At 63.6% G+C, this 12,735-nt stretch carries 12 protein-coding genes; all 12 read left to right on the top strand.

What is annotated here, in order from left to right:
• Positions 1-47 precede the first annotated feature (47 nt).
• The gene (pyrH, locus tag GR328_RS05755; RefSeq protein ID WP_160883571.1) at positions 48-761 is read left to right on the top strand and encodes a UMP kinase; all 714 of its coding nucleotides are present in this window, start codon (positions 48-50) and stop codon (positions 759-761) included.
• Between the two features lie 170 nt (positions 762-931).
• Positions 932-1,492: a ribosome recycling factor gene (gene frr / locus GR328_RS05750; protein WP_160883570.1), complete on the top strand. Its 561-nt coding sequence runs from the start codon at positions 932-934 to the stop codon at positions 1,490-1,492.
• Between the two features lie 26 nt (positions 1,493-1,518).
• Complete coding sequence (locus GR328_RS05745; RefSeq protein ID WP_160883569.1) at positions 1,519-2,286, top strand: isoprenyl transferase; 768 nt, start codon at positions 1,519-1,521, stop codon at positions 2,284-2,286.
• A gap of 2 nt (positions 2,287-2,288) precedes the next feature.
• On the top strand, positions 2,289-3,137 hold the full coding sequence (locus GR328_RS05740) for a phosphatidate cytidylyltransferase (protein WP_160883568.1): 849 nt from the start codon (positions 2,289-2,291) through the stop codon (positions 3,135-3,137).
• Positions 3,138-3,143: 6 nt separating this feature from the next.
• On the top strand, positions 3,144-4,304 hold the full coding sequence (gene dxr / locus GR328_RS05735; protein ID WP_160883567.1) for a 1-deoxy-D-xylulose-5-phosphate reductoisomerase: 1,161 nt from the start codon (positions 3,144-3,146) through the stop codon (positions 4,302-4,304).
• 36 nt (positions 4,305-4,340) lie between these two features.
• Positions 4,341-5,483 (top strand): RIP metalloprotease RseP, encoded by a 1,143-nt coding sequence (gene rseP / locus GR328_RS05730; RefSeq protein WP_160883737.1) that lies wholly within the window; start codon positions 4,341-4,343, stop codon positions 5,481-5,483.
• Between the two features lie 211 nt (positions 5,484-5,694).
• Entirely contained in the window at positions 5,695-8,052 is a 2,358-nt protein-coding gene (gene bamA, locus GR328_RS05725) for an outer membrane protein assembly factor BamA (RefSeq protein ID WP_160883566.1), read from the top strand.
• Between the two features lie 36 nt (positions 8,053-8,088).
• A complete protein-coding gene (gene lpxD, locus GR328_RS05720) occupies positions 8,089-9,153 on the top strand; it encodes a UDP-3-O-(3-hydroxymyristoyl)glucosamine N-acyltransferase (protein WP_160883565.1) in 1,065 nt (354 codons plus the stop codon).
• 36 nt (positions 9,154-9,189) lie between these two features.
• Entirely contained in the window at positions 9,190-9,654 is a 465-nt protein-coding gene (fabZ, locus tag GR328_RS05715; protein WP_160883564.1) for a 3-hydroxyacyl-ACP dehydratase FabZ, read from the top strand.
• Positions 9,654-10,463 carry an acyl-ACP--UDP-N-acetylglucosamine O-acyltransferase gene (lpxA, locus tag GR328_RS05710; RefSeq protein ID WP_160883563.1) on the top strand — a complete coding sequence of 270 codons (810 nt, stop codon included), beginning with the start codon at positions 9,654-9,656 and terminating at the stop codon, positions 10,461-10,463. Before fabZ ends, lpxA begins: the two co-directional genes overlap by 1 nt.
• Positions 10,464-10,469: 6 nt before the next feature.
• A complete protein-coding gene (locus tag GR328_RS05705; protein WP_160883562.1) occupies positions 10,470-11,387 on the top strand; it encodes an LpxI family protein in 918 nt (305 codons plus the stop codon).
• A complete protein-coding gene (gene lpxB / locus GR328_RS05700) occupies positions 11,380-12,570 on the top strand; it encodes a lipid-A-disaccharide synthase (RefSeq protein ID WP_160883561.1) in 1,191 nt (396 codons plus the stop codon). The genes GR328_RS05705 and lpxB overlap by 8 nt, the downstream gene beginning before the upstream one ends.
• Positions 12,571-12,735: the final 165 nt, after the last annotated feature.

The following is a 12,735-nucleotide window of genomic DNA, read 5'->3' as shown; positions in this document are numbered from 1 at the left end:
GCCGTTTTCATGAGAGGATCAATCGAAGCCAACAGGGGAGTCCGACAGTGGCACAATTCCGGCGCATTCTGGTGAAGCTTTCGGGAGAGGCCTTGATGGCTCCTGACGGATACTGGCTCGATACACAGGTGCTCTCGAGCCTCGCCCAGGATCTCGCCAATGCCACCAGGGCAGGCTTCGAGATCGCTGTTGTGATCGGCGGCGGCAACATCATCCGTGGCGCGCGCATGAGCGCCGCCGGGTGGATCGACCGACCCACCGCAGATTCCATGGGGATGCTCGGCACCGTAATGAACTCGCTGGCCATCGAAACGGCCCTGAACGCGGCCGGGGTGCCTGCCCGCACCATGTCGGCGGTCTCCATGCCCACGATCTGCGAAACCTATGCCCGCCAGCCCGCCCTGCACCATCTGGACAAGGGGCAGGTGGTGGTCCTTGCCGGCGGCACGGGCAATCCGTTTTTCACGACGGACACGGCCGCCGTGCTGCGCGCAGCCGAGCTGAAATGCGACGCGGTGCTCAAAGCGACCCAGGTGGACGGGGTCTATTCCGCCGATCCCAAGAAAGACCCGGCCGCGGTCCGGTTCGATCGCCTCACCCACGACGAGGCCATCGCCAAGGATCTAAAGGTGATGGATACCGCGGCATTTGCGCTCGCGCGGGAGAGCCGGCTGTCGATCATCGTCGGTTCCGTTCATGCTCCAAGCTCGGTGACCGATCTGCTCCTCGGAAAAGTGCCGTCGACAGCCGTGGTCCCGTGAAGCCTGCCGCCACACGAGGGAGTGAGCCCGAGTTTCACGTTCATAACAGGGAATGTCCGGCGGCATCCGAAAGTGCATTCCACTTTTAGGTTCGTTACTCTAGGGCCTTGATGCGGGACCTTGGGCAGCGTAAGCCCGTTTCTAGAAAGTTCGCGTAAGGAAAAGATCTCATGGCTACGACCTTTGACCTCGCCGATGTAAAGCGCCGCATGCAGGGCGCCATCAACGCTTTCAAACATGACTTGGGCAGCCTTCGCACGGGCCGCGCCTCGCCCAACCTTCTCGATCCGATTCAGGTCGATGCCTACGGCTCGCTGATGCCGATCACGCAGGTGGCCACCGTCAACGTGCCGGAGCCGCGTCTGCTGAGCGTGCAGGTCTGGGATCGCGGCATGGTCGCCGCCGTAGAGAAGGCCATCCGTGAGTCGGATCTCGGCCTCAACCCGCAGACGGAGGGGCAGGTCATCCGCCTGCGCATTCCCGAGATGAACGAGCAGCGGCGCAAGGAGATGGTCAAGGTCGCCCACAAATATGCGGAAGAGGCCCGTATCGCCGTCCGCCACGTGCGCCGTGACGGCCTCGACCTCCTGAAGAAGCTGGAAAAGGACTCGGCAATCAGCGAGGACGACGCCAAGCGGGATGGCGAGCAGGTGCAGAAAGCCACCGACCAGTTCGTGGCGGAAATCGATCAGCTCCTGGTGGCCAAGGAAAAGGAAATCATGCAAGTCTAAGCCTAGACTTGCATCGGAACCTTGACATGAGCGGCGAAGCCCAGCGGTCGGCTCCCATTCTTGCCCGTGTAGCGCCGGGCGGGGAGTTGCCGACCCATGTTGCCATCATCATGGATGGAAACGGCCGCTGGGCCGCCCAGAGGGGGCTGCCTCGCTTCGAGGGGCACCGCAAGGGAATCGAGGCGATCCGCCGGGCCGTCCAAACGGCCGCCGCACACGATATCCGCTATCTCACCGTCTACAGTTTCTCAGCCGAGAACTGGCGTCGTCCCGAGGAGGAGGTTTCCTTCCTGATGGGGCTGCTCAAGCGCTTCTTGCGCCACGATCTCGCGGAACTCCATTCCAACAATGTCCGGGTTCGGGTCATCGGCGCGCGAGAGGGGCTTGCCGCCGACATCCGCCTATTGCTGGAGGAAGCGGAGCAGCTGACCCGCACCAACACGGGCCTCACTTTGGTGATTGCGTTCAACTACGGCGGCCGCCAGGAGATCGCGAGTGCCGTGCGCGCGCTCGCCCGGAAGGTGAAGGAGGGGCTGCTCGATCCTGAGGCGATCGACATGGAGATGGTCGGCGCGTCCCTCGATACCCATGATATCCCCGACCCCGATCTCGTCATCCGCACATCCGGCGAACAGCGCGTTTCAAACTTCCTGACCTGGCAGACGGCCTATTCCGAGTTCGTCTTCCTGCCTGTCTTCTGGCCCGACTTCGATGATGCCTCCTTCAAGGCGGCTCTCGACGAGTATCGCCGCCGTGACCGGCGGTTCGGCGGCCTGAGTGCCAAGGCCTGCTGACGATGGCTAGCACCGAGGGTCCCGCCTTGGCTCCCAAAGCTCCTTCCAGCGAGTTGAAGACCAGGGTCCTGTCCGCGATCGTCATGATCGCGCTCGCGCTTGCGGCTGCCTATTGGGGCGGCTGGCCTTTCGCCCTGTTCTGGCTGGCTGCTGGAATCGCGATAATGGTCGAATGGGCGGATATGACCGGCGCCGAGCCGCGCCGGATCGTGCAGACTGTCTTCGGTCTGGGGCTCGTTGCCTTGACGCTGCTCTACCTTTCGGGCGGGAGCTTCGTGATCGGAGCAGTGACAGGGCTTGTTTTCTTGGCTTTGGGAGCGTTGATCACCAAGGGTTCACGGGAGAAATTGTGGGCGGCCTCGGGATTTGCCTACGCCGTGGTCATCGTGCTCGTTCCGCCCATGGTCCGGGACTATCCCGAGATTGGAATCCTCGGACTGATCTGGATGTTCGCGGTTGTATGGACCACCGATATAGCCGCCTATTTCACCGGGCGCACACTCGGCGGACCCAAGCTCTGCCCTGCAATCAGCCCGAAGAAAACCTGGTCCGGGTTCTTCGGAGGACTGATTGCGGCAACCCTTGCCGGATGTCTGGTGGTGTGGCTGGGCGGGAGTTTCGGCGTGACGCATTCATTCTCCCTGGGCAGCACGATAGCACTGTCCATGGTCGCTTCCGTCGCGAGCCAGATCGGCGACCTCGCGGAATCGGCGCTCAAACGCCATTGCGATGTGAAGGATTCGAGCCATCTTATCCCTGGGCATGGCGGAGTGATGGATCGTCTCGACGGATTCTGGGCCGTCTCTCTCATCATCGGAATCATCCTTTTCGTCACGCACGGAGCCTCTTAGTCCTTCATGCCACGTTCTCTCACGATCCTCGGGGCCAGCGGCTCCATCGGCCGCTCCACGGCGGAAGTGGTTCTTGCGCATAGGGACGAGTTCCAGGTCGAGGCCGTCGTCGGAGGACGCAACGTCCCGGCCCTCGCAGAAGCCGCCAAGCGCCTGAACGTCAAATTTGCGGCCCTGTCCGATGAGCGCGCCGGTCCCGCGCTCAAGGAGGCTCTCTCCGGAACGGGTATCGCGAGCGGGGCGGGTCGTTCCGCCGTGCTCGAAGCCGTAGACCGCCCCTCCGATGTCGTGCTCGCAGCCATCAGCGGCACCGCCGGCTTGGAGCCGACCCATGCGTCTCTGAAGCCGGGGCGGCGGATCGCACTCGCCAACAAGGAAAGCCTCGTTTGCGCGGGTGCGGCCTTCATGGCGGATGCTCGCCGCCTCGGAGTCGAGATCATGCCTGTGGATTCCGAGCACAACGCCCTCGAGCACGCTCTCGCAGCCGGGCTGAACAGGGATGTGGAAAAGGCTGTGATCACCGCGAGCGGCGGTCCGTTCCGCACCTGGTCGCAGGAGCAGATCGCTCGGGCAAGCGCCAAGGAGGCTTCGGTCCATCCGGTCTGGTCCATGGGCTCCAAGATCAACATCGACTCGGCCACCCTGATGAACAAAGGGCTCGAGCTGATCGAGGCTCACCACCTGTTCGATCTCGAGGCAGAGCGCCTCGACGTGCTCGTCCATCCGGAAGCCATCGTCCACGGGCTCGTGCAATGGGCCGACGGAGCCGTTTCCGCCGGGCTCGCGCTCCCGGACATGAGAGTGCCGATCGCCAATGCCCTGCGCGGGCAGGAGCGTCTGGTCATGGACCTGCCCCGTCTCGATCTTGCCGCGATTGGCCGTTTAACGTTCGAGCGAGCGGACGAGGCGCGTTTCCCATGCCTTGCACTGGCCAAGGCCGCGCTTCAGGCCGGGGGAGCCATCCCTACGGTTCTGAATGCGGCCAACGAGGTCGCCGTCGAGGCCTATATGGCGGGAAACATAGGATTTTATGCGATATCAGAGATCGTTGAGGCAGTTTGCTCAAGTTTCTCTGGAAGCGGGAAGGCTCCTGCGACGGTCGCGGACGCCCTTGCCATCGACGGCGAGGCCCGGGTCATGGCGCGGCGGCTCGTTCCCGCAAGCTGACGTAAGGCATCCTGGCAGGGTGCGGAAGGAACGATGATGGACTGGCTTATGACTATCGGCGGAGCGACGGGATCTCTGGCCCTGACGCTGCTCGCCTTCCTCGTGGTGCTGACGGTGGTCGTCTTCATCCACGAATTCGGCCATTACTGGGTCGGACGCCGATGCGGCATTGGCGTGATGGCGTTCTCCATCGGTTTCGGGCCCGAACTCATCGGCTGGACGGACCGGAACGGCACGCGCTGGAAGATCTCGGCGATTCCCCTCGGCGGCTACGTGAAGTTCGTGGGCGACCTGAACGCCGCGAGCGTTCCGGACGCACAGGGCGCCGAGCAGATGCCACCCGAGCAGCGGGCCATCAGTTTTCCCCATCAAAATGTCGCCAAGCGCGCGGCCACCGTGGCGGCCGGGCCGATCGCCAACTTCATCCTGGCGATCGCGATTTTCGCGGGCTTCAATTACTTCAGCGGGAAGATGGTCCTGGAGCCGGTCATCGAGAAGGTGATCCCCGGCAGCGCGGCTGAGGCGGGAGGGTTTCAGCCCCAGGACGTGATCCGCTCCATCGACGGCACCCGGATCGAGACCTTCGCCGACATGCAGATGATCGTCAGCTCGAGCTCGGGCGAGGCGCTGAACTTCCAGGTCGAGCGAAACGGCGAAATCGTGAATCTCACGGCGATTCCTAAGATCGAGGAGAGGGATACGCCCTTCGGCAAGCAGCGCATCGGCCTCCTGGGGGTTCAGGCTTCCCAGGACCGCTCGGCGATCAAGCGCATCTCGTACTCCCCCTGGGGCGCTTTGAAGGCCGGTGCCGTCGACACCTGGAATCAGGTGGATCGGACGATCAACTTCGTGCGCCGCCTCGTTTTGGGGCGCGAGTCGATCGATCAGCTCTCCGGACCGGTCGGGATCGCTCGAATCGCGGGAACAGCCTACGAGATCGGCGGGATCTACAGCCTGGTGAACCTCATCGGCTTCATGTCGGTCTCGATCGGACTCATTAACCTTTTCCCCATTCCGTTACTGGATGGCGGGCACCTCTTGTTCTATGCGATCGAGGCTGTCCGCGGCCGGCCCTTGAGTGAAAGAGCCCAGGAGATCGGCTTCAGGATAGGGTTTGCCTTCGTGGCGATGCTGATGCTTCTGGCAACCTGGAGCGACCTGACCCGCTCGTTCGGGTGAGGCCTCGTTCACCTTGTCACAAGTTTTGTGGCAGGCCGAACGTGACAAGGACGCCACGCCGGTTAAAAATTGCTACTCTGTTTGTATGTGCCGTTTGCAATGACGGCGAAAGTTTGTACAAGCGGGGCAGCACCAAATAGGTTGGGACGCGTGTTTCTGACCCGCGAGCTCGCCTCGCGACGGACAAAGTATAAAAGAAACGGGCCAGTTGATGATGTCGACGACCACGCCACGCCGGAAGAAGCCGGCCGCCACCGCAATGATCGCCATGAGCGCGCTGATGGCTGGCCTCACCGTTGCGGACAGCGCTCTTGCTCAGCGGGTGCCGCAGACGAGGAGCCGCGCTTCTGCCGCCCAGGGGCCCCTGATCAACCGGGTCGCCGTCGAGGGCAACAGCAAGGTGGAAAAGGCCTTGCTCGAGGGTGTGCTGCAAAGCCGGGCGCGGACGCCTGTGAACCAGGCGGCCATCGACGCCGACGTGCAGAGCATTCTCGAGGTCTATCGCCGTCAGGGGCGGGGCCTGGCCCAGGTGACCCCGCGCATCGTGGATCTGCCCAATGGCCGCGTCGACGTGGTTTACACCATCGTCGAGGGCGACAAGACGGGCGTGAAAGAGATCCGATTCGTCGGCAACAGCCAGATTTCATCTGGCCGTCTGCGCAGCGTCATGCAGACCACGGAGTCCAATATCCTGAGCTTCCTCAAGAGCTCGGACATCTACGATCCGGGTCGTCTCTCCAATGATCTGGAGCTGATCCGTCGCTATTACCTGAAGAACGGCTACGCCGATTTCCGCATCGTTTCCAGCGATGTGACGTTCGACGCCAATGCTGGCGGATACATTGTCACCATCGCGGTCGAGGAGGGTGAGCAGTACCGGGTGGGCAATGTCAGCATCGACTCCCGCGTCCCGGGCGTGGATGCCGAAGCGCTGCGCAGCGATCTGTCGGTCTCCGCCGGCTCCGTCTACAGCGCCGATGCCGTCGAGAAGTCGGTCGAGGCCATGACCCGCACCGTGGCGCGACAGGGCAATCCGTTCGTGCTGGTTCGCCCCGTTGGCACCCGCGATCCCGGGAGCCGTACGGTCAACCTCGGCTACGTGATCGAGGAAGGGCCGCGCATCTACATCGAGCGCATCAACATCCGCGGCAACACCCGCACCCGCGACTATGTGATCCGCCGCGAGTTCGATCTGGGCGAGGGCGATGCCTACAACCAGGTGATGATCGACCGTGCCGAACGCCGCCTGAACAACCTGGGCTACTTCAAGCAGGTTCGCGTCTCCAACGAGCCCGGCTCCTCGGCCGACCGCGTGGTCGTGAACGTGGACGTGGAGGATCAGTCCACCGGCTCCTTCTCGGTCTCGGGCGGTTACTCGACCGCCGACGGCTTCATCGGCGAGGTTGCTGTCACGGAAACGAACTTCCTCGGGCGCGGCCAGTTCGTCCGTCTCGCGGGCCAGCTCGGACAGCGGACGAACGGCGTCGACTTCTCCTTCACCGAGCCGTACTTCCTCGGCTACCGGATGGCCGCAGGCATCGACCTGTTCTCGAAGTTCAGCGATCAGACACGGTATTCCCGTTACGAGAACCGCATGACGGGCGGTCAAATCCGCCTCGGCCTGCCCTTCACGGAAGAGTTCACGGTCACGGCCCGCTACTCGCTCTATCAGCAGGATCTGGAGATCCCGAACGACGAGGACAAGCCGTACAACGACTGCTCGTTCCCGATCCCCGGGGTCACGACGAGCACCAACTGTCTGGCGAATGGCGAGGCGTCCCTGGCGATCAAGGAATCGCAGGGCTCGACCATCACGTCGCTCGCCGGCCTGACCTTCAACTACAATACCCTCGACAGCACCCGCGATCCGCGCAACGGCTTCTATGCCGAGGTGAAGACGGATTTCGCCGGTCTCGGCGGCGACTCGCGCTATTTCCGCGCCACCGGTGACGCCCGTTATTATCACGAGCTGTTCGAGGATATCGTCGGTATCGCCCGTGTCCAGGGCGGTCACATCATGGGCCTCGGCAATGACAGTGACGGCGCCGACCTGCGCATCGTGGACCACTTCTTCATGGGGCCGTCTCTGGTCCGCGGCTTCGCGACGAACGGCCTCGGCCCGCGCGACATCTCGAGCCCCGACGCGAATGCCAACGCCATCGGTGGCACAACCTATTTCGGCGGCTCGCTCGAAGTGCAGTTCCCGATCTTCGGCCTGCCGAGGGAGCTGGGCCTGAAGGGTGCCGTGTTCGCGGATGCCGGTACGCTCTTCGGCTACGAGGGCCCGACCCAGTTCAATCCCGGCGGCGGCAGCGTCTTCGATCCCGATGGCGGTGGGACCTGCGAGCGCGATGCAGGGCAGCCTCAGGACTGCATCCTGGTTCTCGACAGCCACAAGATCCGTTCCTCGGTCGGCGCGTCGATCCTGTGGTCTTCGCCGCTCGGTCCGATCCGGTTCGACTACGCAGTCGCGCTCTCAAAGGAAGAGGGCATTCTCCAGGCGGATGGTACGCGGATCGGCGGGGACCGGACGCAGTCCTTCCGGTTCTCCGGCGGCACGCGCTTCTAATCGGGGAGGGCGCCTTCGCGGCGCCCTCGCTTTTTCATGACAGAAACCAATTTCTTTCCGCAAAACCAGACGCTTAACCTGCGTCAGGTGACGGAGATGGCGCAGACAACGCTCCCCGACGATGCCGACGGGGAGTTTTTGCTTAAAGGCGTCGCTCCGCTCGAGAGCGCAGGCCCGAACGATCTGGCCTATATGGACAATCCGGCCTATGTGGGAGCGTTGAGCAGGACCCGTGCCGGCGCGTGCCTCGTCACGCCTCGTTTCGCGGCGAAGGTGCCTGCGCATACGGTCGCCATCGTGACGCCGCTGGCCTACCGGGTATTCGCCCAGGTGATGGGCAGGATGTTCCCCACGGCGCTGCGCCCGGAATCGTCCTTCGCAGCCACGGGCATCTCACCCGGCTCTTTCGTGCATCCTTTGGCCCGGCTGGAGCACGGGGTCACGGTGGATCCCGGAGCCGTCATCGGCCCGCATGCGGAGATCGGGGCCGGCACGGTCGTCGGAGCCCATTCGGTGGTCGGGTCGCATGTGAAGATCGGCCGGGACTGTTCGCTTGCGCCTCATGTCACCGTGTCCAATGCCTTCATCGGAAACCGGGTCATCCTGCATCCCGGCGTCCGCATCGGCCAGGACGGCTTCGGCTTCGCCATGGGCCCGCAGGGACATCTCAAGGTGCCGCAGATCGGGCGCGTCATCATCCAGGATGACGTTGAGATCGGCGCCAACACGACAGTCGACCGGGGTGCGAGCCGCGATACGGTCATCGGCGAGGGTACCAAGATCGACAACCTCGTCCAGATCGGTCACAACGTGGTCATCGGTCGCCATTGCGTCATCGTTGCTCAAGTCGGCATCGCCGGTTCGAGCACGCTCGAGGATTATGTGGCGCTCGGCGGCCAAGTCGCCGTGAGGGGCCATGTGCGGATCGGCATGGGCGCGCAAATCGCGGCGACGAGCGCCGTCAACGGCGACGTGCCGGCCGGCGCACGCTGGGGCGGCGTTCCCGCCCGGCCCGTGCGCGAATGGTTCCGCGAAATCACCGCCTTGAAAAAACTTGCATCCAAGGGCGATTCCGACAAAGACGACGGCGCGTCGTCCTAAAAACCGATACGCCAGGCCTATCTGGAGATTTCAGTCATGTCCGAAGCGCCCACCACGCTTCAAACCGCCGACATTCTCGAGATTCTCGAGTTGTTGCCCCATCGTTATCCTTTCCTGTTGGTCGACAAGATCATCGAGATCGACGGCGACAACTCGTGCATCGGAATCAAGAACGTCACCTTCAATGAGCCACAATTCACGGGCCATTTCCCGTCTCGTCCGATTTTCCCGGGCGTGTTCCTCATCGAGGCCATGGCCCAGACCGCGGGGGCCATCTGCGTCAAGGCCAAGATGGCCGAGCAGGAGAAGCCCAAGCAGGTGTTCTTCATGACGATCGACAAGGTGAAGTTCCGCAAGCCCGTGGAGCCCGGCGACAGGGTCGAGTTCCACATGAAGAAGCTCAACAACCGCCGCAACATGTGGTGGTACAAGGGCGAGGCCAAGGTTGACGGCGTGCTTGTCTGCGAGGGCGAAGTCAGCGCCATGCTGGTGTCTGAATAATGGAAACCGTGATCCATCCCACCGCCGTCGTCGAAGACGGCGCCAAGATCGGCACGGGCGTCAGGATCGGTCCGTTCTGCACCGTGGGGCCTGAAGTCGAACTGGGTGAGGGCTGTCAGCTCGTCAGCCACGTGGCGCTCGCGGGCAAGACGAAGATCGGTCCCCGCACGCGTATCTTTCCCTTCGCATCCATCGGGCACATTCCGCAGGATCTCAAGTATCGGGGGGAGGTCTCGACGCTCGAGATCGGCGCCGATTGCATCATCCGCGAAGGTGTCACCATGAACCCCGGCACCGAAGGCGGCGGCCTTCGGACGGTGATCGGAGACCGTTGCGCCTTCCTCGCAGGCTCACATGTGGGGCACGACACGAAGGTCGGCAACGATTGCATCCTGTCCAACAACGTGATGCTGGCAGGCCACGTGACGGTCGGCAATTTCGTCATCTTCGGCGGCGGCTCCGCCGTCATCCAGTTCGCCCGGGTCGGCAACCACGCCTTCGTGGGCGGCATGTCGGGCCTGGAGAACGACCTGATCCCTTATGGCATGGCCATGGGGAACCGCGCGCATCTTGCCGGTCTCAACATCATCGGCATGCGCCGGCGCAACTTCACCCGCGAGCAGATCCACGACATCCGCCGCGCCTATCGCTTGCTCTTCGCGGACGAGGGCACGCTCTCGGAGCGCGTCGAGGACGTGGCGGCCGAGTTCGCCAACCATCCCTTCGTGCACGAAATCCTGGACTTCATCCGTGAGGGCAAGGACCGTTCGATCTGCACGCCCCGGGACCCGGTCGGTTCCGTCGGCTGAGGCCGCATGCAGCCAGAGAGCGAAATATCGGCGGGAGTGGACTCCTCCCGGCCCGCTCCCGACTCTGTCGGCCCGGTCGCGATCGTGGCCGGGAGCGGGCGTCTACCGATTCAGGTCGTCGAGCATCTCGAAAAAACCGGCCAGGACTATCGCGTTCTCGCCTTCAGGGGCTTCGCAGCCCTCGAGCTGCGGAAGAAGGCCCACGCCAATGTGGACCTACTCGATCTCAAGACGATCCTGAGTACCCTCGACGAGTGGAATCCGCGCGCCGTCTCTCTCGTCGGCGCCGTGCGCCGTCCCGGATTCTCGGCCTTGCTCGGAGCCTACTCGGCCCTGCGAAACATGCAGGAGGTGAAGGAAGTGATCGCCCGGGGCGACGACCAGGTTCTGCGCGGAGCCGTGATGCTCATCGAGGAGCGCGGACACCGCGTCGTGGGCGCTCACGAGCTTGCGCCCGATCTCGTTGCGTCCCGGTCCTTGAGCAGTGTCCTGCAGCCTCACGACGACGACCGGCAGGCGATTGCCGTAGGTCTCGATCTCCTTGCCTCGCTGTCGGCCTTCGACATCGGACAGGGGGCCGTGATTGCCCGCAAGCATGTGCTCGCCATCGAAGGCCCGGAGGGTACGGATCGCATGCTGCGCCGGGTCGGACATCTGCGCCAATCCTGGCTCGGCCTTCGCCGCCGCAAAGAGGGTGGGGTGCTGATCAAGGCTGCCAAGCGCGGCCAGGATCTGCGGGTGGACATGCCGACCATCGGTCCTCGCACCGTTGCGGAGGCCGCGAAGTCGGGGCTTTCGGGCATTGCGATCGGTGCAGGCTCGACCTTCGTGCTGGAACAGGATGAAACGCTGCGCGTCGCGGATCGTCTCGGCCTTTTCCTCATCGCGGTCGATCTTCCCTGGATGGAGCGAGCGCATGTGTGAGACGGGTCGGCTGAACATCTGGATCGTCTCGGGTGAGGAGTCCGGCGATCAACTCGGCGCGAAGCTCATGCGGGCGCTGAAAGCACGTCTCGGATCCGCGAAACTGCGATTCGGCGGCGTCGGCGGGCGGGCCATGGAGGCGGAAGGCCTGAAAAGTCTGTTTCCACTCGAGGACATCGCCGTCATGGGCATCGTCGCCGTCATCGGACGGCTGCCGACGGTGCTCGGCCGTATCCGCATGACGGCGGATGCGGTGGTGGCGGCCAATCCTGACCTGCTCGTCATCATCGACAGTCCCGATTTCACCCATCGCGTGGCCAAGGCCGTTCGCAAACGCGCACCGCATATCCCGATCGTGGATTACGTCAGCCCTTCCGTCTGGGCATGGCGTCCGGGCCGCGCCGCGAGAATGAGGGCCTATGTGGATCACCTCCTGGCTCTGCTGCCCTTCGAGCCGGACGCGCACAAGCGGCTCGGCGGGCCGCCGACGACATATGTGGGCCACCCGCTCATTGAACGGGTGGGGGAGTTCAGGCCCGCGGCGGGCGAGCGAGATTTCCGCAAGGGCGGGCCGCTCAATCTTCTCGTGCTTCCCGGCAGCCGCCGGTCCGAGGTCAGTCGTCTGCTCGAGACCTTCGGCGAGACCCTGACGCTGCTTCAGAAGCGTTCGCCACGCGACTTCGAGGTCACGATCCCCGCCGTGCCGCATCTCGCACAAACCATCCGGGAGGGGGTATCCGTCTGGAGCGTCAAGCCGCGCATCATCGAGGGGGAAGCCGCCAAGTGGCAGGCCTTCCGAAGCGCGGATGCGGCGCTTGCCGCTTCGGGCACCGTGACCCTGGAACTCGGTCTCGCGGGCGTTCCGATGGTGGTGGCCTACAAGGTGTCGGTGATCGAGGCGGTCATTTTGCGCCCTCTCATCAAGGCGGAGTCCATCGTTCTCACCAACCTCGTCCTGGGCGAGAACGCGATTCCCGAATTCATCCAGGATGATTGCACTCCGGAAGCCCTCGTCACCGCGCTGCTGCCGCTTCTGTCCGACACGCCGGAGCGTCAGCGCCAGGAGGCCGCCCTCCGGCACCTCGACGAACAGATGCGGATTGGCGACGAGATGCCGAGCGAACGGGCGGCGCGGATCGTGGACGAGGTGTTGGAGGCGAGGCGTCAGAGCTGTTTCCGTTGACGTAAAAGTATCTTACGTCTTTGGTTTGCCGCATTCCGTGGCGGCGAACCGGATCCGCTTTTTCGTACGATGCGCCAGGCCCTGGGTCGCACGCCCCCGGCATCATGCCGGGCCTTGTTCCGGCCAACCACGTCACTGATCAGCGTACCTCAAGCGAAAAGGGGC

The sequence above is a fragment of the Microvirga makkahensis genome (assembly GCF_009830105.1).
Classification (GTDB): Bacteria; Pseudomonadota; Alphaproteobacteria; order Rhizobiales; family Beijerinckiaceae; genus Microvirga; species Microvirga makkahensis.
The sequence above is the reverse complement of the archived record's forward strand: the minus strand, read 5'-3'. Positions and strand labels throughout refer to the sequence as shown.

Excerpts from the sequence above, each read along its gene's own strand:
- lpxD (WP_160883565.1), top strand. The coding sequence starts at position 8,089 with ATGACAGAAACCAATTTCTTTCCGCAAAACCAGACGCTTAACCTGCGT.
- GR328_RS05740 (WP_160883568.1), top strand. The coding sequence starts at position 2,289 with ATGGCTAGCACCGAGGGTCCCGCCTTGGCTCCCAAAGCTCCTTCCAGC.
- fabZ (WP_160883564.1), top strand. The coding sequence starts at position 9,190 with ATGTCCGAAGCGCCCACCACGCTTCAAACCGCCGACATTCTCGAGATT.
- bamA (WP_160883566.1), top strand. The coding sequence starts at position 5,695 with ATGATGTCGACGACCACGCCACGCCGGAAGAAGCCGGCCGCCACCGCA.
- GR328_RS05705 (WP_160883562.1), top strand. The coding sequence starts at position 10,470 with ATGCAGCCAGAGAGCGAAATATCGGCGGGAGTGGACTCCTCCCGGCCC.
- GR328_RS05745 (WP_160883569.1), top strand. The coding sequence starts at position 1,519 with ATGAGCGGCGAAGCCCAGCGGTCGGCTCCCATTCTTGCCCGTGTAGCG.
- dxr (WP_160883567.1), top strand. The coding sequence starts at position 3,144 with ATGCCACGTTCTCTCACGATCCTCGGGGCCAGCGGCTCCATCGGCCGC.
- rseP (WP_160883737.1), top strand. The coding sequence starts at position 4,341 with ATGGACTGGCTTATGACTATCGGCGGAGCGACGGGATCTCTGGCCCTG.
- lpxB (WP_160883561.1), top strand. The coding sequence starts at position 11,380 with ATGTGTGAGACGGGTCGGCTGAACATCTGGATCGTCTCGGGTGAGGAG.
- frr (WP_160883570.1), top strand. The coding sequence starts at position 932 with ATGGCTACGACCTTTGACCTCGCCGATGTAAAGCGCCGCATGCAGGGC.
- lpxA (WP_160883563.1), top strand. The coding sequence starts at position 9,654 with ATGGAAACCGTGATCCATCCCACCGCCGTCGTCGAAGACGGCGCCAAG.